General features: G+C 39.0%; 23 protein-coding genes. 2 read left to right on the forward strand and 21 right to left on the reverse strand.

Annotated features, from left to right (window positions below):
• Positions 1 to 22: 22 nt before the first annotated feature.
• On the forward strand, positions 23 to 1,126 hold the full coding sequence (locus B9Y77_RS04325) for a glycosyltransferase WbsX family protein (RefSeq protein ID WP_085490594.1): 1,104 nt from the start codon (positions 23 to 25) through the stop codon (positions 1,124 to 1,126).
• Between the two features lie 135 nt (positions 1,127 to 1,261).
• On the opposite strand, the gene B9Y77_RS16320 is transcribed toward B9Y77_RS04325, so the two are convergent.
• The 21 genes from B9Y77_RS16320 to B9Y77_RS04430 all read right to left on the reverse strand — a co-directional run bounded on the left by B9Y77_RS16320 (position 1,262) and on the right by B9Y77_RS04430 (position 22,559).
• On the reverse strand, positions 1,262 to 1,924 hold the full coding sequence (locus B9Y77_RS16320; RefSeq protein WP_085490595.1) for an acyltransferase: 663 nt from the start codon (positions 1,922 to 1,924) through the stop codon (positions 1,262 to 1,264).
• Positions 1,921 to 2,895, reverse strand: a complete 975-nt coding sequence (locus B9Y77_RS04335; protein WP_085490596.1) for a glycosyltransferase family 2 protein — start codon at positions 2,893 to 2,895, stop codon at positions 1,921 to 1,923. Before B9Y77_RS04335 ends, B9Y77_RS16320 begins: the two co-directional genes overlap by 4 nt.
• Positions 2,888 to 4,252: a lipopolysaccharide biosynthesis protein gene (locus B9Y77_RS04340; protein ID WP_085490597.1), complete on the reverse strand. Its 1,365-nt coding sequence runs from the start codon at positions 4,250 to 4,252 to the stop codon at positions 2,888 to 2,890. The genes B9Y77_RS04335 and B9Y77_RS04340 overlap by 8 nt, the downstream gene beginning before the upstream one ends.
• Before the next feature lies 1 nt (position 4,253).
• Positions 4,254 to 6,035 (reverse strand): thiamine pyrophosphate-binding protein, encoded by a 1,782-nt coding sequence (locus tag B9Y77_RS04345; protein ID WP_085490598.1) that lies wholly within the window; start codon positions 6,033 to 6,035, stop codon positions 4,254 to 4,256.
• A 3-nt stretch (positions 6,036 to 6,038) separates the two neighbouring features.
• A complete protein-coding gene (locus tag B9Y77_RS04350) occupies positions 6,039 to 6,932 on the reverse strand; it encodes an NAD-dependent epimerase/dehydratase family protein (protein ID WP_176221711.1) in 894 nt (297 codons plus the stop codon).
• Positions 6,932 to 7,906: an acyltransferase family protein gene (locus B9Y77_RS04355; RefSeq protein WP_085490600.1), complete on the reverse strand. Its 975-nt coding sequence runs from the start codon at positions 7,904 to 7,906 to the stop codon at positions 6,932 to 6,934. Before B9Y77_RS04355 ends, B9Y77_RS04350 begins: the two co-directional genes overlap by 1 nt.
• 14 nt (positions 7,907 to 7,920) lie before the next feature.
• The gene (gene rfbG / locus B9Y77_RS04360) at positions 7,921 to 9,003 is read right to left on the reverse strand and encodes a CDP-glucose 4,6-dehydratase (protein ID WP_085490601.1); all 1,083 of its coding nucleotides are present in this window, start codon (positions 9,001 to 9,003) and stop codon (positions 7,921 to 7,923) included.
• Positions 9,004 to 9,006: 3 nt separating this feature from the next.
• Positions 9,007 to 10,341 (reverse strand): lipopolysaccharide biosynthesis protein RfbH, encoded by a 1,335-nt coding sequence (gene rfbH / locus B9Y77_RS04365; RefSeq protein ID WP_085491444.1) that lies wholly within the window; start codon positions 10,339 to 10,341, stop codon positions 9,007 to 9,009.
• Between the two features lie 14 nt (positions 10,342 to 10,355).
• Entirely contained in the window at positions 10,356 to 11,132 is a 777-nt protein-coding gene (gene rfbF, locus B9Y77_RS04370) for a glucose-1-phosphate cytidylyltransferase (RefSeq protein ID WP_085490602.1), read from the reverse strand.
• Between the two features lie 159 nt (positions 11,133 to 11,291).
• The gene (locus B9Y77_RS04375) at positions 11,292 to 11,945 is read right to left on the reverse strand and encodes a CatB-related O-acetyltransferase (RefSeq protein WP_085490603.1); all 654 of its coding nucleotides are present in this window, start codon (positions 11,943 to 11,945) and stop codon (positions 11,292 to 11,294) included.
• 59 nt (positions 11,946 to 12,004) lie between these two features.
• On the reverse strand, positions 12,005 to 12,919 hold the full coding sequence (locus tag B9Y77_RS04380) for a glycosyltransferase (RefSeq protein WP_085490604.1): 915 nt from the start codon (positions 12,917 to 12,919) through the stop codon (positions 12,005 to 12,007).
• Positions 12,920 to 12,961: 42 nt separating this feature from the next.
• Entirely contained in the window at positions 12,962 to 14,083 is a 1,122-nt protein-coding gene (locus B9Y77_RS04385; RefSeq protein ID WP_085490605.1) for an EpsG family protein, read from the reverse strand.
• A gap of 12 nt (positions 14,084 to 14,095) precedes the next feature.
• Positions 14,096 to 14,980 (reverse strand): glycosyltransferase family 2 protein, encoded by an 885-nt coding sequence (locus tag B9Y77_RS04390; RefSeq protein WP_085490606.1) that lies wholly within the window; start codon positions 14,978 to 14,980, stop codon positions 14,096 to 14,098.
• 118 nt (positions 14,981 to 15,098) lie between these two features.
• The gene (locus B9Y77_RS04395; protein ID WP_085490607.1) at positions 15,099 to 15,803 is read right to left on the reverse strand and encodes a DUF2334 domain-containing protein; all 705 of its coding nucleotides are present in this window, start codon (positions 15,801 to 15,803) and stop codon (positions 15,099 to 15,101) included.
• Entirely contained in the window at positions 15,800 to 16,909 is a 1,110-nt protein-coding gene (locus B9Y77_RS04400; RefSeq protein WP_085490608.1) for a glycosyltransferase family 1 protein, read from the reverse strand. Before B9Y77_RS04400 ends, B9Y77_RS04395 begins: the two co-directional genes overlap by 4 nt.
• A complete protein-coding gene (locus B9Y77_RS04405; protein WP_085490609.1) occupies positions 16,906 to 18,030 on the reverse strand; it encodes a glycosyltransferase family 4 protein in 1,125 nt (374 codons plus the stop codon). The genes B9Y77_RS04400 and B9Y77_RS04405 overlap by 4 nt, the downstream gene beginning before the upstream one ends.
• A complete protein-coding gene (locus B9Y77_RS04410; RefSeq protein WP_085490610.1) occupies positions 18,031 to 18,951 on the reverse strand; it encodes an NAD(P)-dependent oxidoreductase in 921 nt (306 codons plus the stop codon).
• Positions 18,948 to 19,925, reverse strand: coding sequence for an acyltransferase family protein (locus tag B9Y77_RS04415; RefSeq protein ID WP_085490611.1), 978 nt, complete (start codon positions 19,923 to 19,925; stop codon positions 18,948 to 18,950). The genes B9Y77_RS04410 and B9Y77_RS04415 overlap by 4 nt, the downstream gene beginning before the upstream one ends.
• A 15-nt stretch (positions 19,926 to 19,940) precedes the next feature.
• Complete coding sequence (locus B9Y77_RS04420; RefSeq protein ID WP_217807219.1) at positions 19,941 to 20,534, reverse strand: sugar transferase; 594 nt, start codon at positions 20,532 to 20,534, stop codon at positions 19,941 to 19,943.
• A gap of 27 nt (positions 20,535 to 20,561) precedes the next feature.
• Positions 20,562 to 21,401: an aldolase/citrate lyase family protein gene (locus tag B9Y77_RS04425; RefSeq protein ID WP_085490613.1), complete on the reverse strand. Its 840-nt coding sequence runs from the start codon at positions 21,399 to 21,401 to the stop codon at positions 20,562 to 20,564.
• A gap of 240 nt (positions 21,402 to 21,641) precedes the next feature.
• The gene (locus B9Y77_RS04430) at positions 21,642 to 22,559 is read right to left on the reverse strand and encodes an Rpn family recombination-promoting nuclease/putative transposase (RefSeq protein ID WP_085490614.1); all 918 of its coding nucleotides are present in this window, start codon (positions 22,557 to 22,559) and stop codon (positions 21,642 to 21,644) included.
• 231 nt (positions 22,560 to 22,790) lie between these two features.
• On the opposite strand from B9Y77_RS04430, the gene B9Y77_RS04435 reads away from it, so the two are divergent.
• Positions 22,791 to 23,861: an acyltransferase family protein gene (locus B9Y77_RS04435; RefSeq protein ID WP_085490615.1), complete on the forward strand. Its 1,071-nt coding sequence runs from the start codon at positions 22,791 to 22,793 to the stop codon at positions 23,859 to 23,861.
• Positions 23,862 to 23,914: the final 53 nt, after the last annotated feature.

Here is a 23,914-nt window from a genome sequence, read left to right on the forward strand (position 1 = left end):
AAGTTGAAATAGGAGAAATACCATGTCTGATGCTAAAATTCTAGCTTATTATCTACCCCAATTTCATCCATTTAAGGAAAATGATGAATGGTGGGGGAAGGGATTTACGGAATGGACGAATGTTGGAAAAGCAAAGCCGTTGTTTAGGGGACATTATCAGCCTAAAGTTCCTGCAGATTTAGGGTATTATGATCTTAGGTTGCCTGTTGTTCGTCAGCAACAGGTTGAGTTGGCCCAAAAAGCTGGCATAGATGGTTTTTGTTATTGGCATTATTGGTTTGGTGGAAAAGGACGTCAGTTAATGAACTGTATTATTGATGATGTCCTGGAATCTGGAAAACCTGATTTCCCTTTTTGCCTTGGTTGGGCGAATGAGTCTTGGAAGGCAAAGTTATGGAATAAGGATGGTAAGGGTGATAAGCTGTTGATGGAACAGCGTTATGAAGGAATAGATGATTATCGTGCACATTTTGAGTATGTATTAAAATTATTCAAAGACCATAGATATGTTAGAGTAGATGGGAAACCTTTTTTTCTGATTTATCGCCCACAATTGTTTAGTGAAGTTCAATTGTTTATCAATCTTTGGAATAAATGGATTAAAGAATCTGGTGTTGCCGATGGAATATATTTTGTTGCGAATCTTGATGATGAAAGTGAATATAAAAAATGGATTTCAATGGGATTTGATGCGGTAACTCCATCAATGTGGTCTCGGACAGATCCTTATTTTAATTATTCAAAGCTTGGAAAATATATTATGCAAAAACGGCGGGCACATTGGCCTAGCCCAGTAAGAAATGATTATGGATATATTTGTAATCATCTCCTTTGGAAGGATTATATGGATTTTAATGATGATGTAATCCCATTCATAATTCCACAATGGGATCATACACCAAGAAGTGGGACGAAAGGGCGCGTGTTTGTAAATGTAACACCTGAGCTTTTTGAACAACAGGCAAAAAAAATTCTGCAGAATGTACAAAAAAAGAATAACAAAATCGTCATGTTGAAATCATGGAATGAATGGGGTGAAGGCAATTATATGGAACCCGATTTAAAATATGGGCATGGTTTTATTGATGCTTTGAGAAACGCTTTGAACACCATATTGAATAAATAATTGGGGGCTGCGAAGCCTGTTGTTTGAAAAAAACGAAAGCCATCTCTTAAGAAAGGAATGAGTCCGGTATAATACCGGACTCATTGCGCTTGTTTAATCCTTGCTTCAAATAATCCAACTTTTGGGGCTGCAAAACTAAGCCTGAGAGTCTCTTTGTAATGTTGGTTGCTTTATAATTTTCGCCGGATTCCCAGCCGCAACGCTATATGCAGGTACATTTTTTGTTACTACAGCATTTGCGGCGATAATTGCGCCTTTGCCGATATGTACTCCTGAGAGAATCGTTGCCTTATCTCCAATCCAAACATCATCTTCAATAACAACAGGTCCCTTTGAAATGATAGGTCTTTTTAATGGATGCATTTTCAACATTTCCATAGATGAATCTCCATGATTATTGTCTGAAATTGTAACCCACTTACCTGTTAGTACGTTGTTACCTATTGTCATTTTATTAGTACATGTAATATGATTGAATGCCCCAAAATCACAATAAGCACCAATCATTAAAGAAGGTTTTTCTTTAACAAGATTGGGCCATGTTGTTAAATAGATATAATCGCTAAAATATGTTTTTTCTTCAATTGTTATGCATTCTCCACCATGAATGAGTCCAATTTTTCCAAAAGATACCGTTTTGTCGCATTGTTTAAAAATTGGCTGAAGCCAGTAGGAACGAATCCTTGTTTTTAAGGATAAATCTACATATTCAAAGGTTTTATAGGAATAGATAAATCTTAATAAAGAAACAATCCTTCTTAACAAAAAAGAAATAAAACGATGTACTTTTTTTTTCATTTCATTCTCGCTCTAATAAAATTCAATACAGTTTTTGCTAGTTGTTTCGGAATCAGCGTCCAAAAATACAATTCATGACCATAATACTTAAGCAATAATTTCCATGCTCCTTTTATCTTGAATCCATTACGGTTGCCAATATTATTCGCATTTTCGCTTTTGACATTTCGGTGAAGCAACAATAACATGCAATTGTAATTAATGATAAATTTTGAATAAATATCCCTTTTTATGAATGCATAGCATTTTTTAGAAACAATTCCCTTATCTACATATTCTTTCCAAATGTTTAGGTAGTTTTCAACAAAAACCTGATAAAAGTTATACCCACCATTACTACTTCCATCGAGTCCATCTTGCATTACAGATTTTCGAACAAAAAGGTTCTTCTCTCGGAGTGTTGAAGACATTAAATAAAATGGAACCTGCAACAAACGAGTTGGAATGTAGCGTTCACAGTTATCAACAAGATGTACAGCCTCTTTTAAAAATATACTGCCACTCATGAAGGTCACCCAAAAAGAAATGGCCTTCCAAAAATCATCGCAATCAGAATATTCTTGAGTCTCGGGTAGGTTGTCTTTATTTTTTAAAACACTTAAATGGATTAATCCATAATCTCCGTTTCGAATTAAATCTAGTATATATGAAATTGAACCATCTTTTAAAAGATCGTCATCTCCCAATAACCAGATGTATTTACCTGATGCCCATTGCATACATTTTATAAAATTACCTGCGGCACCAACATTCTCGGGATTCCTATTATATGTAATAGGTAATCCCTGATCAATAAACGATTGAACAACTTGGGGTGTATCGTCGTCAGAGGCGTTATCAGAAACAAAAATTTCAATTTCTGATGAATCTATTGATGCAAGCTGTTCACAAAAGCTATTCAATGATATAGATAAAATTTTAGCACGATTCCATGTCGGAATACATATTGAAAGCAAAGGTTGTTTAGTCATTGTGCCATTCCCTCTTTTTATGGCGATATATGTAATTAATCCATGTCAATGAAACAAAACGGAGCAAAGCAAATGCTATTGTAATGCCGTAAACTCCATATAGATTTCCAAATGTAATTGTTGATATGCAACATAAAATTCCGACAACAACAGAATTAAGTAACAACGGTTCTTTTTTATGGCACCTTAAATATGTAGCCCAGCAATTTATAGGGAACATTGTCCATATTGCCCAAGCCATTAGACTTAATGGGAGTATCGGTAAAAATCTATCCCCAATATGAATTCCAAATAGCATAAAGTCCATTTTTTGAATAGCATATATAACAACTATAAAGGCAATCAAGCATGAAGTCCCAATTAGCATCATTTGTTTCATAGTTTTGCCAAAAAGCAAATCTAAATTTTTGTAGTCCTTCTGAGCGATGAATCCAGAAAGTCTCGGAACTTTTGTATTAATCCAACTCTGAGTTAAAGCATGTAAACCATTGAGGGCTGCCATAGTCATGCCCATTTGTCCTGCAACCCTTGCACCTTCAGTCGCGAACAACACTGGATTAAATAATTGATAGATAAAATATCCACTAATCCAACTTACAGCAATTCGCCATTGATATGGGAATATTTCTTTCATATAAAGGACTGCTTCAGATCCAAAATCATTCCAAATATTCTTTAATATTTTGAAGAAGGGAGACTTTGCAATAATTATAACGACGATAAAAACCCTTACAAAAGCATCTGCTCCGGATACAAATAATTTTCCACCAATAGATAGGCCTCCCCAGACTACAATCGGATGCACAATTTGCTGAACAAAACGCAACTGAGCAACTTCTTTGACTTTCCCAAGCCCCTCCAAAAAAGCTGTAATTGGAGACAGCAGCAAATTAAATGCAGTACCAACAGCAAGTAAGATCCACGGCAAGAACCATTCAATGTCCTTGTGTTCAGCACTATATTTAGAGAAGAATATGGATCCAAAAATTCCAAGAGCGATAAACACGAGAATCGCTATAACAAGATACCATTTTGTACAAAACTTCAAAAGTGAAGAAAGTCTTGATCGATATTTTTCTTCTCCTTCCATTCTGTATTCAGAATTCAGCTTCAAGTGTGAAGCTTCATGAGCAACAAACTGCGTAATAATGCCTGTCAAGCCAAGCTCAAAGAAAACTTGCAAAGCAACAATGCTGCCAAAAGTATAGTAGAATCCCTGTTCCTCCGGCGAAAGATTTTTTGCAATGAAAAACACCGTGAATAGGGCTGTCGATATAGACAACCCTCGGCTTAACAAAGTGTAAAATATCGCCTTGTCAACGCCTAGTTTCTGTGTTACAAATGTTTTAAAGCTCATATTACTTTGCTGACACTGACATGATTTCTGCGAGTTCTTCTGGAGGGAGCAATGGTTTCATGTCCTCTAGTGGGCGTGATGCCATTTGTCCTTCTGGAGTCTTGTAGTTTGCTTGGCGAGGCTGAATCGGTTGCGTTATGCAGACCTTTACATCGCAGAGAGCGGGACCATCGTATGTAAGAACCTCTTCAACAACAGAATCAATTTCAGAATTGTTGTTTATAGCAAAAGTCTTTATTCCATACGCTTCGGCAACGGCTTTGATGTTTCCGATTGCTAGACCTGAATTTTGATTACAGCATACAAAATGCTGATTGAATACATTTGTCTGTGTTGCAACAATTGTGGCGTAACCATTATTGTTCAAGATAAAGAACTTGATTGGATAGTTATGGTATTTGATTGTTGCCAAGTCCTGAATATTCATGACAAAGCCACCATCACCATTATTGCATACAATCTTTTGTCCAGGGTGCGCTACAGCGGCACCAATTGCTGCAGGCAAACCATAGCCCATCGAAGAAAGACCCTTAGTCGCAATGACTGTTTGGTTCTTTTTTACCTTGAAAGCATGAATCACGGTGTCAACGCAAGTTCCTGCACGACCGCCACAATAAACGTCATTTACGTTCATTTGGCGAGAAATAGAGTCAACCAAATAATACGAGTTCACGAAATCTGTATTATTCAGCCATTCTGGATTCAGTACTGGGTATTTTTTTGCCCATGTTTTGCCTTGAGCAATCCAAGCCGAATTATCGTTAGGAATAATATCAAGCGAATTTAACTCTGTAAAAAAAGTCTTTGCATCGCTTTGGATTTTCAAGTGGGGATGCAATTTTTGCTTATCAAGTTCCGCTTTGTCTATATCAACCATGATTAATTTTGCAAATCTTGCATAGGCATCGTAAGCGAACCCTGTCTGAAGTGGCGCAAGTCGCGTCCCCACAGTAATCAGCAGGTCTGAATTTTGAAGAACGAAGTTGGCGTGTCTTTGACCAATCGCTCCAGGACGGCCCATATACAGAGGATGGTCATCCCAAATCAAATCCATTCCGTTCCAAGTCGTCAATACCGGAATTTGCAATTTCTCAACAAATTGGAGAAACTCTTTTCTAGCATCACCTAGAGCGACTCCTGCCCCCACATAAATAACGGGGCGTTTCGAGTGTTCAAGCAAAGACTTTATTTCTTTTAAATACTCATTCGGTATTTCATACTTGTCGTATTCAGCGTTAAATCCATCAAGAGTATTTTCGTCCACACGTGTTGCTTGAACATCTAATGGGATATCCAACAGGACTGGGCCTGGGCGACCATTTTTTGCCATGAATACGCACTTTTCCAACTCATAGCGAATCTTTAACGGATCGTTCAAAAGAACAGCATACTTTGTTACAGGCTTAGCCATTTCAACGATGTCCACTTCTTGCACACCCATTTGGCGCACCCCTGTGCCAATCATAGAATCTCCGCGTTTAACCTGACCGCTAATCACGAAGAGCTGGGTTGATTCAATCCAAGACGCAGCAACAGCTGTAAGTGTATTCGTTGCCCCGGGGCCCGTAGTAACGATGGCAACGCCAAGTCCGTTCTTGTTTCTTGCATAACTTTCTGCAGCCATGGCACATGTTTGCTCGTGCAGACATGCCACGCAATTCATATTCGGATTAGCACCTGCAGAATCGTCAAGATGCATGGCTCCGCCACCGACAAACATGAAAACATCGGTTACACCATGCTTTAACAAAAATTCAATTACGTAATCAGAAACTTTAATCATCTGTTATTTCCAACGAGAATCAATCCCTTCAATGTTCAGAGAATCTTTTTGACTTAAATAATAGCGATAAACTTTTTCTACAGCGGTCTCAATAGAAGTGAGTGTAATAGGAAATTCCGCCTTCATTCGCTTGTTAGATGCGGTGTATTCTAGATTCAAACCATCCGTAGCAAAATGAATTGCATTCTTGTTATTGGATAAGTTCAGAATCATTTCTGCAATATCAGACAACAGATAACTATCATCCATTGCAAGATTGTAATCGTGATATTTCAGATCCGTTTTTAGTGCGGATTCAATAATTGACACAACATCATCGATATCAATAAAGCTAAACCTGCAATCCTGACGCAATTCCAATGGTTGTCCTAAAATTGCCTTGACGCATAAATTAGAAATTACATTCTTGGTAAAGCGTTCATACCGGTTTACCGTTCCGAAAAGTCGAAAATTGTATATATTGTCGCTTTTGAGCGTATGGCAATTCATTAGGTATTTTGCAAGACCATATTTGTTTTTGGGAATAGACCTTCCAAAATCAGTTTCAGCAACATTTACAATCGGTTTTGACTTATCAAATTCTGCACCGCTACCCATGTAAACCATTTTTTTGAATTTTGATGATTGGGATGCGAGCGCAAAATACATTCGTATGTTACTTTCCAATTCCTCGTCAACAAGATGAGAAGCGTCAGCGGATGTCGGTCGAAAAGTTGCACAATGAATAATATAGTCTACACTATTATTAGCAAAAAACGTCCTAACAGCATCGTCGTTAGTTAGGTCAAGTTCCTTGCTAGACGGGGTAATCAAGCGATACATTGATTGTAGGCGTTCCTTTATTAAACGCCCCGTAACACCTTTAGGACCTGCCCCAGTGATAAGAATAGATTCCACTATAACCCCACAATCCACTTATATTTTGAATGTTTCAAAGCAACATTAGCTATAGGTAGAATGGCGATATTAGAAAGTAACAATAACGCCAAAAGAATCGTTTTTTCAAATTTAAAAACATCATCTACGCAAAGAATAATATCAATAACTATCATGTGCAACACATAGTATGTCATGGAATCTTGTCCTATTTTTATTAAAGGAATAAACTGTATGTTAATTTTTTTTAACAAATTGTTAACAAAAATCACAGCACACATTGCATAGACTATCCATAAATAAAAATTTCCGTAAATTAGAGAGTTGTTTGCAAAAGATACGGAACTATCCTTAAATACTGCAATAAGAACAAGGACAACAGATGCGATTATAAACACACTCCATTTATATTGTTTATCTTTCAATAAATATCCCGCGGAATAGAAAAAAAGACCTAGAGAAACATTTAAAATATACCATGGCCTCGATATATTCAAACAATGGAAAATAATAGAAAATAAAAGACAAACTAATGGACAAAGATATAATGCATATGAAGGCAATTTTATGTTTATATAATTAAAAAGCAATCGACAAGCAAACAGAGACAATAAAAACCATAAAGCAAGATTGCCAGGAAAAGCTCCATTAACTAGGAACGTTCCCATGATTTGTTTAAAAGTCGTAAAAACATCATTACCAGAAATGAAAACTTTTCTCGCAAAAAAAAAGACAAAACCAAATGAAGAAAAAACGACAAAAGGAACAATTAACCTTTTGTAACTAGAACGAGCTGTTTCAAGCATATCCTTTTTTTTGTAAAACATTCCTGCTTTAAAGAAAAACCAACTCATTGAAAAAAACAATATGTGAAAATACTTATAAATGGAGCAATCAGTCATACCCGCAGCTTGGAATATATGACTTACAACAATATGAAGTATGCAAAGACCGCATACCATATCTAAATATTCAGAACGAATCTTCTGTTCCATTCTCACATACCTTTTTAGGATTTGTCGTTTGTGAAAGTCTCAATTTCTTCTACACAAAGCTTATACACATCTTCATTCTTATAACGCTTATACCAGTCAGCAACAAGAGCCAAACACTTTTGCATATCCAATCTCGGTTTCCAGCCTAAACGAGTCTTGGCCTTGTTAATGTCAAGCATCAGCAATTGAGCTTCGTGAACAGAGTTAGGGTTAGAAGAATCTTTCAATTCGCCTTTGCCAAAATTCTTGACCAATTCTGTTGCGACATCCCAAACTGTAGAAACAGATTCCGCTTCAGGACCAAAATTCCAGCCTTCGCAATATTCTGTCGGTTTATTCCACATTTTCTGAGCAAGCAACAAGTAGCCAGAAAGAGGTTCCAACACATGTTCCCACGGGCGTACCGATTTTGGCGAGCGAATGTCGATTGGCTTGTTAGCTTCCAACGCACGAATGCAATCGGGTATGATTCTATCTAAGGACCAATCGCCACCACCAATCACATTGCCTGCACGAACAGAGGCTATCGACTTGCCATGTTTTTCGAATTGGTCCGGGTTAAAGTAGCTCCGACGCCATGACTGAATGGCAATTTCGCAAGCACCCTTCGAAGAACTATACGGATCGTAACCGCCAAACGGATCGTCTTCCTTGTAACCGCAAAGTTGTTCCTTATTGTCGTAGCATTTGTCCGTAGTAATCATCACACCGACCTTCACGCTTTCAGTGGCGCGAATAGCTTCGAGAATGCTGATTGTCCCCATGACATTTGTTTCATAGGTTTCTACGGGTTTTTCATAGCTCAGACGGACAAGAGGTTGAGCAGCCAAATGAAAAACAATCTCCGGCTGGAATTCAGCAAAGATATTTTTCATTTTCTGCAGGTCTCGGATATCCGCACGAATATCGGCCTTAATTTTTGAGCCGATACCGCTCAAAACGAAATTATCCTTTACAGAATACGGTTCAAGACCAACGCCAATCACTTCAGCTCCAAGTTCATGAAGCCAAATCGAAAGCCAACTACCCTTGAATCCCGTATGACCGGTTACAAGGACTCGCTTGCCTTTATAGAAACCATTGAACAAATCAATCATAAATTACCGATTGCAAAATTCCCTGATAGAATCGATCATGTACTGGAGCTTTTCCTCGGTCATACCAGGATAGACACCAATCCAGAACGTGTGTTCCATGATAAAGTCACTCACTTCAAGTGAGCCCGGCACGCGGTAGTCCACATTCTCGATATATTGCTCAAATGCAGGATGCTTAATCAAATTGCCCGCGAACAGGTTGCGAGTCTGGATTTTCTTGCTTTCGAGGTAAGTGGTCAAATCGTTGCGCGTGAATCCGGCGTCTTCTTTGACCGTAATCAAGAAACCAAACCACGACGGATTAGAATTTTTCTGCGGTTCAGGGAGAATAAGCCCCTTGGTTCCTTCAAGTCCTTCGCGGAGAATCTTGAAATTCTCGCGGCGGCGCTGCACAATGGTGTCAAGTTTTTCAAGCTGAGCGCAGCCGATTGCAGCTTGCATATCAGTAGCCTTGAGATTGAAACCAAGATGGCTGTAAACGTACTTGTGGTCATAACCCTTGGGAAGCTGACCGAACTGACCCGTAAAGCGTTTGCCGCAGGTGTTATCCACTCCACCCACGCACCAGCATTCACGCCCCCAATCGCGGAAAGATTTCACGTACTTGTCGAGTTCGTCGTTGTTGGTATAAACGGCGCCGCCTTCACCCATGGTCATATGGTGCGGCGGATAGAAGGAACTTGTACCGATGTCGCCGATGGTGCCCGTCTTTTTCCATTCGCCGTCAATCAAGTATTCGGAACCAAGTGCATCGCAGTTGTCTTCGACCAACCACAAATTGTGCTTGCGGCAAAAATCGACAACAGCCTGAAGATTGTATGGGTTGCCCAAAGAATGAGCGATCATCACAGCTTTGCACTTGGGTGAATAAGCGGCTTCAAGCTTTGACACATCGATATTGTATTCGGGAATGTTCATGTCCACAAACACGGGAATAGCACCATATTGCACAATTGGGGCGACTGTTGTCGGAAAACCTGCAGCCACAGTAATCACCTCGTCACCACGCTTGATCTGTCGGTCTCCGAGTTCCTGCGCAGTCAGAGCAAAGAACGCAATCAAGTTCGCCGAAGAACCCGAATTGACCAAACTGCAGTGTTTGACTCCCAGCCACTTGGCAAAGCGTGTTTCAAACTTGCGAGCCCATGGACCTGCTGTCAGCCAAAAATCCAACGACGAATCCACGAGGTTCACCATTTCTTCGGCATCAAAGAAACGACCACCATAATTCACATGAGTTTTACCCGGAACAAAATCCGGCTTAGTTTCGTGGACCTCCCTGTAATATTCACGGGTAAGTTCCAAAATCTGTTGTTTGAGTTCTTCTTTTTTGGACATAAACGTTTCCTTTGTTACCATTTTTTCCAAGGAGCCTGACCACAGGCTAATAATTTTTCCAGCATTGATTTTTCGCGAATGTTGTCCATACACTGCCAAAAACCTGTGTGAGTGTAGGACATCAGCTCTCCATCACTAGCGAGTTTTGCTAGCGGTTCTTTTTCGAACACGCAAGTATCATCAGTGAGATAATTGAATATCTCGGGCTGCAACACCATGTAACCAGCATTAATTGTAACACCGTCATTCACGCTCTTTTCACGGAATGACTTAACTGCGTTATTGCCGCCAATGTTGAGAACGCCCTTGTCTTGAGCCAATTTGACCGCAGTGAGTGTTGCTATTTTGCCATGACTCTTATGGAATTCAAGAAGCTTATTGATGTCTACATCGCAAACACCATCACCATAAGTCATAAAAAACGGTTCATTTCCAACATATTCTTGAACGCGCTTAATGCGCCCACCAGTCATCGTATTGTAACCAGTATCGACTACAGTTACTTTCCACGGTTCAATGTGACTATGGTGAATTGTGATTTCGTTTTTGTTGTTGCTAAAATCAAAACTCACATCAGAATTTTGCAAGAAGTAGTTTGAGAACCATTCTTTGATATATTCCTGCTTGTAACCAGCACAGATGATAAACTCCGTATGACCATAATAGGCATATTCTTTCATGATGTGCCAAAGAATCGGCTTTCCGCCTATTTCAATCATGGGCTTCGGCTTGAATGCAGATTCCTCTGAAATACGGGAACCAAAACCACCTGCTAAAAGAACTGTTTTCATTAAGAAACCTTACAATATTCTTTTTTATATAGTATTATCAAATTGAAACAAATTTAAAAAAAAATAACACATTGTCAAATATCATTGAAAACAATTGACATTTTACCGCATTCTGGCAATGGTGGTTGATATCTCAATAATGATTTTTTTCAGGTATGACTAAATATCTTTTTTGGGAAACCAACTAAATTTTTCTTTTATTTTTTCTAGCTCAATTTCATTTATAGAATTATAAAGGTTATCGACGTGAGCTTTTATATGCTCTTTTGTCAGTTTTTTAAAATCTAAAGATAAAAGATAACCGATTGTTTTTTCGTCGAATCGTTTTTTTATAACTCGAGCAGGAATTCCTCCCACCACCGTATATGGAGGAATGTCTGAGGTTACTACTGCTCCTGCCGCTATAACTGCGCCCTGTCCTATGTGGACTCCTGATAAAATTGTAGCACCAAAGCCAATCCAAACATCGTCATCAATTACAATATCGCCCTTACCGATTGGTTCATCAGCGATACCAAGTCGTGCTTTGAATGGATATGTCGATATCGTTGATAAATTGTGCTCAACTTCTAGCAAAAACTTCACATCATTAGCAATAGAAACGCACGTTCCTATAATTAGCTTATGCTTTCGACCATAAGTTATGAGATGTATAGGACCATATGAAAACTTGCCGACAGAAACTAAATTCTGGTTGTAATTATTTTGGGGATAAGTCCAATTTTCAGCATTTTTCTTTCGCCAACGATTATACAACATATTTGTTTTAATATGTCTTAACAATTTTCCTAATAAGGTTTGTTTAAAAAACATGATTTAGTCTCTTTTTAAACCAACTTCTATCTAATTAAATCCAAGTTTTTTAACAATCCTTAATACTGATTTGTTAAAATTCGAATCAAATTCTTTATTTTTCTGTCTTGGTCAACTCTGTGCAACTCTCTTCTTATTAATTTTATTTTATCAGAAATATTTGTGCGGTAATTTACGGATTTTTCCAAAAGCTTTAAATTGTTATTTGACATATATTCTCTAAAATTTTCAACAATATATTTTCGCATTAAGAAATTTTTTGAGTTACCATGGTCTTTTAAGATGTCCGTTATTTTTTTGAAAACGCATCTCTTAGCCTTTTTATTACCACTAGCATTCCTATTGTGTTGACGATAAAGAAGAACCTGCGAGTCATCCCTGTAAAATGTACCTATAAAAGGCGTTAGTACACTCAAAAAATTATCATGTGCAAAGGAATAATATTTTAAATCAATTTTATGTAAAATGTTATTCAAAGCGTTGTTCCATACAAAGGTGCATCCTAAACCGAAAAATTGGTATCCCAGCGCATCGTCTACATTCATTTTGCCAAAATGTAAATGATCAACCATAGAGGAACAGCCATTTAGTGGAGATAGTTTTGAATCAACATATTGTGGAAGAGCGCTGTATGCAGCTGGTTCTGTATACTTTTTCAATCGTTCGCAAGCTTTTTCTAATTTGTTGTTAAGCCAGACATCATCTTGATCGCAAAATGCGTAAAAATCTGCTTTTTCTGCGATCTTATTTGCTAGCCACATGAAACTTCTTCCAAATCCTAAATTTTCAGAATGAATAACCGTGATTTTATTATAGCCACAATATTTATCAATATACGCAGCTTCTGTTTCATTAGAACCATCGTCTCGAATGTATATATGTACATCTACATTTTTCTGTTTTAACAAACTTGCAATTTGATCATCTATATATTCCGAACCATTATAATAAGATAAATAAACATTGACTTTCATAGGAATACCTATATTCTTGATTTATATTTCTGAAAATAGATGCTATATTAACGCTCCATAATTTATATAATAAATAATGTCGTGTCTCAACTTCACTATTATAGAGGTTCCCAAAACAAACAATATGGCAAAATATCTGTCAACTTCATTTTTTTCATATCGAATTAATAAATAAAAGAAAATTCCTATTGGTACATAAAATAAAGCGGTAAATCTAAACATCCAATACGAAACAATTGAGAATAAATACAAACAAGATCCGATAATCGATAAAAAAAGATATTGGTGATAATATGGAATAATTTTCTCAAAATTATTTTTTTTCATTAATCCATAACATGTTATAAAATAAAAAGGAATTCCCTTGATGAATGTCAAAAAAGAACCATACCCAGTATATTCTTCAAAAAAATAATGAATAATTTTTGCGGATAAAACCGGTATAAAAGATGATGAAAAAGACACTAAAAAAATTAAAATGTGTTTAAAAAAAAGAAGCATCAATAGCATTAAAAAGAGAATAAATCTTAGAGATACAACCTTTTTTTCAATGAGTTTCATTGCTAAAAAAATTGGGAAAAGAATAAAACCTGTTGTATGAAATAATGATGCACTCAAAGCATAAAGTACACAAGCAACATCTCTTTGAACACTACTTTCTTTTAAAATGTTTGCGAAAAATAAAATACAAAATGCATTTGTATAGCACTGTTTCAGCTGTGCAAAAGTTAAAGAAAAATAATCAGTTACAAGCAAAAAGAATAGAACAAATAACGAAAAATTTTTTGTTTTTTTTAAACCATAAAAAGTTATTGTGCAACAAATAAACGTTGTTGCGTATAGAACATATAGAAAATCAACATGAAGAAAGCGTGCAGCATTAAAAATAAGTTCCAAACCGGGCATTTCCACTCGATGGTTAACAAAGCTAACAAAATAATTAAGCCTGTCTCCGCCCAAACCATTAATCCCGCCGGAAAGATTAGTGCAGAAAATGTTATAAAAAGTGAATATCAATGAAAATAATATTATGTCAAAATTTGAGAACCTTATTAATGGATATGCGAAAACAGTTGTATTAACATACTTCATTTTTGTATAAGAATATATCAGCACAACCACAAAAAAATACAATAAAATTGTACTTAAAATTTTTACATCCATATCATCTCCAAATTATCTTTTTACCCACATCCTTTTACAAATGTAATATGCTAATAACCCCAATGGGTATAAAATAGCTGTTAAAATAGGTCGTGAAGAGCCATAAACGGGATTCCCTTTTTTAAGGAATGAACAAGCTATGATATATTTTATGCAATATTCAACACGTTTTTTTAAATATTTGACATGTTTAACATTGTTGTTGTATAGGTCACAATATCCATTTAAATTTTTAAACCAATTTTTTCGAACATTTGAAGTGTATCCAGAATCTTGGTATTCAATGTTCGTAGTAAAATCGTTCAGGATGAGGAACGGTTCGTCCGGTAATTGAAACCACTTATAGCTTTCAGAAACCAATTTCTCATTTGAGTAAACAGGAAATTTATTAGTTTTTTTTATCACATCAGTTCTGATAATGATTGCAATATCTCCGTAAACTTTATATTTACAGAACAAATCTTGATAGGAAGATTCTTTAAGTCCAAGAGGAAACTTGGTTTGATTCAGTTTGTTAACATTTCGATCTAAAGCAAAAATTCCAAGATAGGTTCCTTTTTTTTTATTCCATAATGTTTGAACTTTTTCAACGGCATCATTAATTAGCCAATCATCGGAATCAACCCCCCATAAAAGTTCTGTTTTAGCAATTTCAAAAGCAATTTCTCGAGCTGTATGAACGCCTCCATTTTCTTTATAAACATATTCTATCTGAAATGGAGAGCTTTGTTTCCATAGATTGATTAAAGCCCCAGTTCCATCAGATGATCCATCATCGACAACGAGCCAGATAAAATTTTTGCATGTTTGATTGCATAAGCTATCATACAATCGAGGCAATAAGTTTTTACGATTGTATGTTGGCGTGTAAATTGTGAACAATGGCAAATTAAACATTTTATCTTTTCTCAATTTTCTTTGTGATTACATTCATTTTTACAGCAGAGAAGTTTGAAAAAAAAATCATATTTTCCCTAAGTATTTTGCAAAATAATTTATTTGTCTAATGGATCTATTAGTGTCTTGCATAATACATTCCCATCAAAAATTTATCAACTAACGATAGTTTCCTTGTAGATTCTTCAATTGGAAAAATTTCAAATCTGTTTTGCTGTAAGAATTTCTCCAAATTAACAAAGCTGCTTTCATTCATCGTATTTGGATGATAGCAGAATGTAACCGTATTAAAAGGCAATTTACGAACACGCCCAGACTGTTGCGGAACAAAAGTCATTCCGTATTTTGAAAACGGCTTATTTGCTGGTGTGTCTGAAATTATGCGGATGTCCGAAGCATCCTGCAGTGCCTTTATTGTATTTTCATCAAACGTATGTGCCGGCGCAAAGAATACCTTAGGGTTTATACCATGACTGCGTAGAATGGCGACACCATCAGCAATCATCCGTTTTTGCTCTTCATACGGAAGCCCGGCAAATTCAGAACGATGATTTACAGGGTTAATACCGCCACAATTTGTTTTGAAGATATGGTTATAGCCATGTAATGCCAATTGCCAGCCTTTTTTTTGCCAAGATGCTATTCGCTTTGTCCAAAAATCTGCATCTTCCGTAAAACAATCCATATCGGGATCTTTGCAATCAGGAATTACACCAACAAGCGGTTTGACACCATACTTTTCAAGCAAAGCTTCCATTCTATCCCATTTAGCCATATTTCGCTTAGGGCAAGCATCATCAAGACGCATAATGTAGCGTGTCATGCAGACCTCCAATTTGCTTGATAAAATTCAGCAAGTTTTTTTGAAGATTCCTTAATATCGAACCCATGCTCAACAACAGACTGAATTGGATTCATGGAAGAATCGGTTCGTTTTGCCCATAGAAGTGCTTGTTCGGCCCATTTTTGTGCGTTGTCGGTTGGCAGAAAGGCACATTGTTCAGTTACTTTGACCAATCGAGGGATGACATCACTGCAAACACATGGTAATCCTGCAGACTGAGCTTCTACGGCAACCATTCCAAATCCTTCCCAAACAGAAGGAAATAAGAAACAATCTGCCGCCTGCAAAAGATTTGGAACATCACTCCTGCTTCCTAGCAAAATTACATCGTTTTGCAAATTGAGAGAAGTAATTTGCTTTTCAATCTCTGGGCGTAATTCACCATCACCAGCAAGCAATAAGACTGTATTCGAATCAACCTTATGTATCTCGGCAAAAACATTCAGTAAAAATGGATGATTCTTTGCTGGATGAAAACGGCCCACATGAATAAATGTTTTCTTGTCACCTAAGCCAAGTTTTTCGCGGTATTCCTTACGAATTTCTGGATCAAATTTGTACTGTTCCGTATCAATGGCGTTTTGCAAAATATGATACTTCGGACTGTTGACAACATTATTGCCAAACAGCCATGCACCCGCTTCTTTAGAACAACCAAAGAAATACTCGGCCTGCCAGCGCAAAGGATACTGCATAATACGCTTTACGACAGAACTTAAGCCATTGCCATTAGAAGTGCTGTGGCTATGAATAATTGTTTTCAGTCCAGCTTTTTTTGCAATAGGCAGATAAAGTGATGCATAGCTGCGAACATGAGAATGAAGAATCTTGTATTCAGGATGTTCTCTGAAGAACTGCTTCCAAAGTTTCTTCATCTTGAAATAGTTCAAGCCATTAAATGCCGGAAAGCTATAGATTTTGCCACCTAGCGCAATGATTTCGTCATAATAGGCTTGGTGTTTGGTCGTATGAATTATAAAATCAAACTGTACTTGTGTTCTGTCTATGGCACGGTAGAGGTTCATCACCATTGTTTCTGCGCCACCACGTTCCAAACCACCTAATACATGGAGAATTCTAATCATTGAATATTCTCCATTTCTTGATACCCAATAACATCCCTCATCTGCTTATTGATGATGGAGACTTCGTATTTTTCTTTGCAGATTCTGTATGCGGCATCGCCCATGGATATGACTTTGTTTCTATCGCAAAGATCAATCATTCTTTCAGCCAAAGCTTTGCTGTTCTTGATCGGTACGAGATATCCATTCACTCCGTTCACAACAGCCACTCTGCATCCCGTCCAATCTGTTGTAATCACAGGGCGACCACAGGCAAGAGCTTCCAAAATTGTCCTCGGCAGCCCCTCACGATAATAGGATGGTAACACAAATACAGATGCTTTGGCGTAAAACGCAATAGGGTCTTTCACTTCGCCCGGATGTTCAATCGTGCCGTCATTGATATAGGCTTGAATATCTTCTGACTTCAGGGCTCCAATAGAAGTATCAAACCCACCGAGAAGAATGCATTTTGCTTCTGGATGAACTTTTTTCAATTCTCGGGCAGCTTCACAAAATTCAAGGACGCCCTTTTCCTTGATGATGCGCCCCACCATCAAAAACACAGGCTTTTCTGGAATTTCAGTTTTCTTGAAACGATCCAAGTTCACTCCGGAGCCATTAACAACGGTAGTTTTTTCTTTAGGCAAATAGCCATTGCTTACCAGATACTCTATATCATCGCCATTTTGGAAAATAACCTTGTCACAAGCTTTGAATGCCTTCTTGTAAAGAGTCTTTGTGATAAGGCGAAGCACCTTGTTTTTCAGTCCGCCTGCACCGTAAACGCGTCCAAGTCCGGTTACCATTGCATAGATGTGCGGTACTTTGCAAGATTTTGCAGCAATGCTGCCGTAAATGACAGGCTTGATGTTGTAACTAAATACGATATCTGGCCGAATTTCCTTAATGTTTTTTTTCAATAGCCTAAGGTAATTCAGATCGTTTTTTACACTTGTATTATCTTTAACCGAAGGAATTTCAATAAATCTCTTAACACCCAACGCCAAGACATCGTCTATAAAATCCTTATTCGGACCCGTCACATAAACTTCGTTTCCGTGAGCAATCATATCCTTGACGAGATCACCACGGAAGTTAAATACGGTCTTATTTTTTGCAGAAACAATCAGGATTTTCATTTAAGCCAACTCCTTCTTACTCTGCATGTTGTATTCTTCCAAATTTTTCATAATCACATCGCTCATGCGTTTGCCATTTCCGTTCCCGACAAAGCTATTGTGCGGCGTGACCAAAACATTTTTCATATTCCATAAGGAACTTGTTTCAGACAATGGTTCTTCTTCAAAGACATCCAAAACTGCTCCGTACAATTTATTGTCCAAAGCCTCAATCAGAGCGTCCGAATCCACTAGTGCTCCCCTTGCGATATTCACGAGAACAGATTCGTTTTTCATCGCTTCAAAAAGCTTCTTGTTGAACATATGCCTAGTTTCATCTGTCAGTGGCAAAGTGATGATTACAACATCTGATTGTTTCAGAGCTTCAAAAGAATCGTCAGTATGGAAAATGCGGGAGAAATATTTATTTTCTCGAACAAAAGGATCCACCCCAATTACGGAGCAACCCATCGCTTCAAATCTTTTAGCGCACTCGGAACCCACAGAACCGCAGCCAAAGACGCAAACAGTCTGACCATGCAGTTCTTTCAGTTCTCTCTCTTTTTTCCATAAGTGACATTTTTGATTTTCGAAAAAGGAACGTCCTTTTTTATAAAGCGCTAATACGGAATACAGAGCGTATTCCGCCATCGGGATGCTGTAAACGCCTCTAGCATTGCAAATTTTTATGCCACGCTCTTTCACGTATTCCATCGGGACACGATCAAAACCTGCTGACGTCAGCTGGATGTATCGGAGATTCGTAAAAGATTCAATAGGGTGAGAAAGGAATATTCCGTTACCAATAATTCCTTCAACCCATGCCGGGTCGCATGGCAACTCATCTTTCTCCCATGCAAGGAACTTGACTGAATGAGTCTTTTCAATCTGTGCAATATATTCGTTTGCCTGTTGCCAAGCACCAGTTATCAGCAGGTTCATGTATTCCCCCTAAGCATTTTGTCTACAGAACCACTCATCAAGCCCCAAACTTTGTGCAAGATAAACGCAGACAAAAGAATAGATGACGTCAGAACAAGCCAATTTAACGGGAACATCAAATTAAGGTTCCTAACAGCATCAATAATAACATACTGAACCAAATAAATTTCGAGCGTTATATCAGAAAGCAGTTGTATCATTTTTTTTACACGGATGGGTGCTTTTTCAAGCATTCCGTCTAAGCCACAGAATGTTCGGAAAAGGAAAAAGAGAACAAGGAATATTGCAATTTGATTCAAGAATTGAAATGAAGCCAAATTCATCATATGAACAAACAGCAATTTGCTAGCAAAATAAGCCAAAAAAGACAGAAAAGTTGCAATCGGATAGAACCATTTAAACTTGTTTCTCAGCTTTTGGTCATTTTGCCTAAACCAAGCCCCCAACAGCATACTTTCCATAAACAAAAAACGAATCATCGGTTCGCGCACTTTATCTATGTGATAATAACTATGGTCATAAGCAAGCATATAAACAAGCAACCATACAACAGCCAAGCCAATCATAATCAATACAAGTCGTTTGTTCAATGCAGGAATCTTAACAATAAAGAACAGCGGAATGTACAATACAATAATAGATGCAACAAAATGATAATTCGTTGGGTAAACATACCACCAAGCAGCACCCATTTCTGCACTAAGTGCGTACGCTCCCACAAACATATAGATTGCAGTCATGATAATGACAGGTGGGTATATGCGCCAAATTCTTCTACCATACCATTGCGCAAAGCCTATGGCGTTTAAATCATACTTCACATTATAAAGGCAAAAACCGGAAACGGCAAAGAAGAGTACATCACCAATCAAGCCTCCATTAGCAATGAGATCTGTAGGATATATTCCCGTATAATGCGCATTTGTTATAAAACAAGCCGCTAGAGCACGTAAAAAAGTCACGAAGAATATCACAACCGTTTTCCTCGATTACTTTTTAACAAGAGTCTCGCCAATATTTTGATTATCGGCATTCGTAGCGACCTTGAAAATGGTCATAAAGAAAATTTTCATGTCAAGCAAAAGTGATACGTGATCAACATACCAGACATTCAGTTCAATTCTCTTGTGCCATTCAACATCTTTACGACCATGGACTTGAGCCCACCCCGTAATGCCAGGACGTACATCAAACATGCGCTTCTGCTCTGCGGTGTATTCATTAATTGGCCACGGATGGTAAGTCAGAGGCGGACGAGGACCAATAAGGCTCATGTCTCCCTTAAGCATGTTCAATGCTTGGGGGAGTTCATCAATCGAAGTCGCTCGAATGATGCGACCAACAGCAGTCACTCTTGCATCGCCTTTGCCGCTGTACACGCCCGAACCGGTATGTTCCGCATTTTGCACCATAGAACGGAACTTGTAAATGTCAAATTCTTTGCCTCCGAGACCTAAACGACGTTGCTTGAAAATCACGGGGCCCTTGGAATTGAGTTTAATCGCTATAGCCGTAATTAAGAGAACTGGAGACAGAAAAACAAGAACACCGAGGGACACAACAATATCAAGTAACCGTTTCAAAAAACTCTTATACATCAGATTATCCTTTTATGCATTTTTTTTCGCACGTTTGATTGCGGCAACAACATCGGCAACGGCTGTTGCGACTTCGACTTTGTTTTGTGCAAAATCTTCAGGAGTTTTATTAGCGAGAGAGGCTTCGAATGCACGGAGCGTCTTCAAATTTTCACTGAAGGTCTGTTCAATTTCAGTAATGTCCGTAATTTTGGCACAATCGCAGAATGAGCGAGAAAGGATGGCGCGGGTAGAATCGAGCCTGTAATGTTCCATGATGACCTTTTCGGCAGGCAACATGCCGCTACCAAGCTTTGCGATACCGCCAAAACCGTATGGAATTTTTGCAGTCTTGAACTTGTCGCAGAGTTTTTCGACAGTTCCATCCGACAGAAGTTCAAACATGAAAGTCATGCCGTACGAAAGGTGCAGGTCGTTGAGTCCAATATGAATTTCGTCAAAACCGCCTTTCGCTAGAACTTCGTCTACGCATTCCAAAGCCTCTTTTGTTTCGAGAAGCAGCGTTGTTTTGCAACGTCCATCAACAGCTTTGATAAAATTCGAGACTTCCTCGGGTGTTTTCCAGTACGGGAGCATAATGATGTCTGCCCCGGCTTCTATTACAGAATCAATTTCAGCAAGGCTACCGTCGTACCATGGGTTTATGCGAACGAGCATTTCTGAAGTCGTAAGATGCGGCTTTATGCTCCTGATATCTGCAACGGAGTGTTGAGACTTGACCGAATCGTAATTTTTCTGTCGTTCCTCTTTGCCTCGGGTTTCCAAATCAACCCAAATGCGGTCAACGCCGTATTTCTGGGCAATTTCAGCCACATCAGACCGATTCGTGATGTACATCAGCTTTAGTGGCATTTAATTACCGCAACCTCAGGGTTACTCCGGTCATCTTTTGTGTGTAGCGACCTCCGCTATTCCTGGTCAGACCGGACGTGGAACTAATTGTGGCAAATATAAGTAATATTATTGTAATTTTGTAGGGTTACTGCCCATTTAATGACAGATTTCTTATTTTTTCTTTAAAAGATGACGTTTCGGAAGCAAAAAAACGGCCTCAAAAAGACCGTTTTTTACGTTTTTTGAATGTTTGAGGGGTTATTTGATGGCGAGCATCGCAGCAATCACATCATCCGGAATGTTCTTCGAACGGAGATACTCGACCCGTTTGGAATCACGTTCATCGATTTTTTCGCGTTCTTGCTCAACGCCTAACTTTTTCCCACGACGGAGTGCGGCACGTTCTGCGGCACGCAGGCGATCCCCTGCGGTCTTGATGCCTAAAGCCTGTCCGATACTAATTTGCATACGCAACTCCTCCACGACATCCTTGTCGAGGTACTCTCCTAAATATACTACAATTTTTTCGGCAAGAGTAGCCCTCGCGCTGTTCTCCATCTTCGAGAGCATTTTTACCAACTCGCCACAAATCTTTTTCAAACCGTCGGCATCAAAAGCGTGTTTCATCACCAAAGCACCCACAGCAGCCTCTATATTTTGCTCCGCAAAGCAGGCCTTGTCAGGGACATCTGCGAGGTTAACGAAGACACATTCAAAAGGCAACTTCTTGCCACTAAGCTTTCCCCCATGTTTCTTGCGGAACTCCGCCAGCGGATCCCAATTCTTTTGCCCGTTATAGATGACAATAGCCTTCGTATGAAGCCACCGAAAATCCGTCGCGTTCTTGTTAACCATGACCTGGAAGGTGTATTCGTAAATCTGCGAAAGCACATCCCTTTCACGGTAGGATTTGTGTTCGAGCAGAATCCCCACAAAAAACTCGGAGCCGTCCTTGTATTTTGCAGTGAAAGCAAGGTCTGAATAGCCCCATTCCTTGACGGAACTAAAGCTGCCAGGAATCAACTCAAGGCTCTGCATGTCCACAACGGAAAGCATCTGACGGAGTTCAGCATTCTTAAGCTGAGCAAGTCGCAATAGTGCCCGAGTATTTTCAGGAACAGCATAGACATATCGGAAAAACGGATCGTGTTTGCGATTTGTTTTCTTCTTTTTCATTTAAACATGTTTATCTCTCGGGAACGCCCCCGTAAAGCAGTAGGATTTCCCCATACCACTATATTTAACACGCGATTTTCCCGGAAAAGTTTCGGTTAAATTTTGGATACATTGCAATTAGTCCCAAAAACAACTAATAGCGGTTTGTCAAAGAAATAAAACATTTATCCGTCTCATTTTATATTAAATTTTCATGAGTACGTAACAGAGACTTTGTTTTCAAGGTTAAGGATGGATTCAGCGGGACCGCACAAGTGTTTAGAGCGTTCAAGGAACTTGGACATTATCAAGGGCATCGGGATTGTCCTTGTGGTTCTTGGCCATTGCGAATGCGCGGCGAAGCATTTTATTTACTTGTTCCACATGCCGATTTTCTTCATGGCTTCGGGCCTTGTCCTGAATTCGGGCTACAGCGATAGCTTCCCCAAGTTTCTGGATTTGCTCCGGAAGAGGTTCAAGAGCCTGTGGTTGCCGTGTTTCTTTTTCAACACGCTGTTCCTTTTGCTCTCCGGGGCGTTCATCAGGTACGAGATCTACCCCATCGATGTCAAGACGGCTCCGACTCTTGCAAACGGGATTCTTTTCAACGCGCTTTTGTACATGAAGGGCGGGCCGCTGGCGGGTGCCTGCTGGTTCCTCGGGACGTTGTTCGAGGTCACGATTCTTTACGCGTTTGTGGATTATTTGCTCAAGCGTCTGCACGTGCGGTTCCGGGAATTTGTGAACTTTGCGCTGGGGCTCGCGCTGTTTTTGGTTTCGTTCTACCTGATTCAGCGAGGCATTCGAATTCATAGCATTTTCGAGCACATCGCGGGGGCTTATGTGATGTTTGCCATCGGGGTTCTGCTGAAAAAATTGCCGTTTAACGCCATTTCGCCACGGATTTGGATGTCGGTTTTCGTGGTGACGCTTGCGATTTTGCTCGTCTGTAACCAGTTCGGGTCAGTAGAGCTGAGCATGGGGGTCTACACCTCCCCCGCGTTCTATTTGTTATGCGCGGTCGCGGGCTGGTTCCTGATTTACTCCGTTTCGGTCGGGGTGTCGCATTTTTCGCATGCTTCGAGCTTTTTCAGTTATCTGGGGCAGAATACGGTCTGCATCATTGGGCTGCACTTTTTGACGTTCAAGATTGTGACGTACATCCAGGTTAGCCTATACAATTTGCCGCACGAGACTCTGAGCGTGTTCCCGGTTTTGGCGGATAGGCCGTTCTGGTGGTTGGCGTACACGGTCGTCGGTGTTGGGGCGCCGCTGCTAATCAATCAGGGGTACAAAAATGTCAAGAGAAAAGTATTCTCTTGACCCCACAATGATGGTCAAACATGTTAGCCTCCAATGCTTTCAAAAGTTCTGGT

It is taken from the genome of Fibrobacter sp. UWB13 (genome assembly GCF_900177805.1).
In the GTDB taxonomy this organism is placed as follows: domain Bacteria; phylum Fibrobacterota; class Fibrobacteria; order Fibrobacterales; family Fibrobacteraceae; genus Fibrobacter.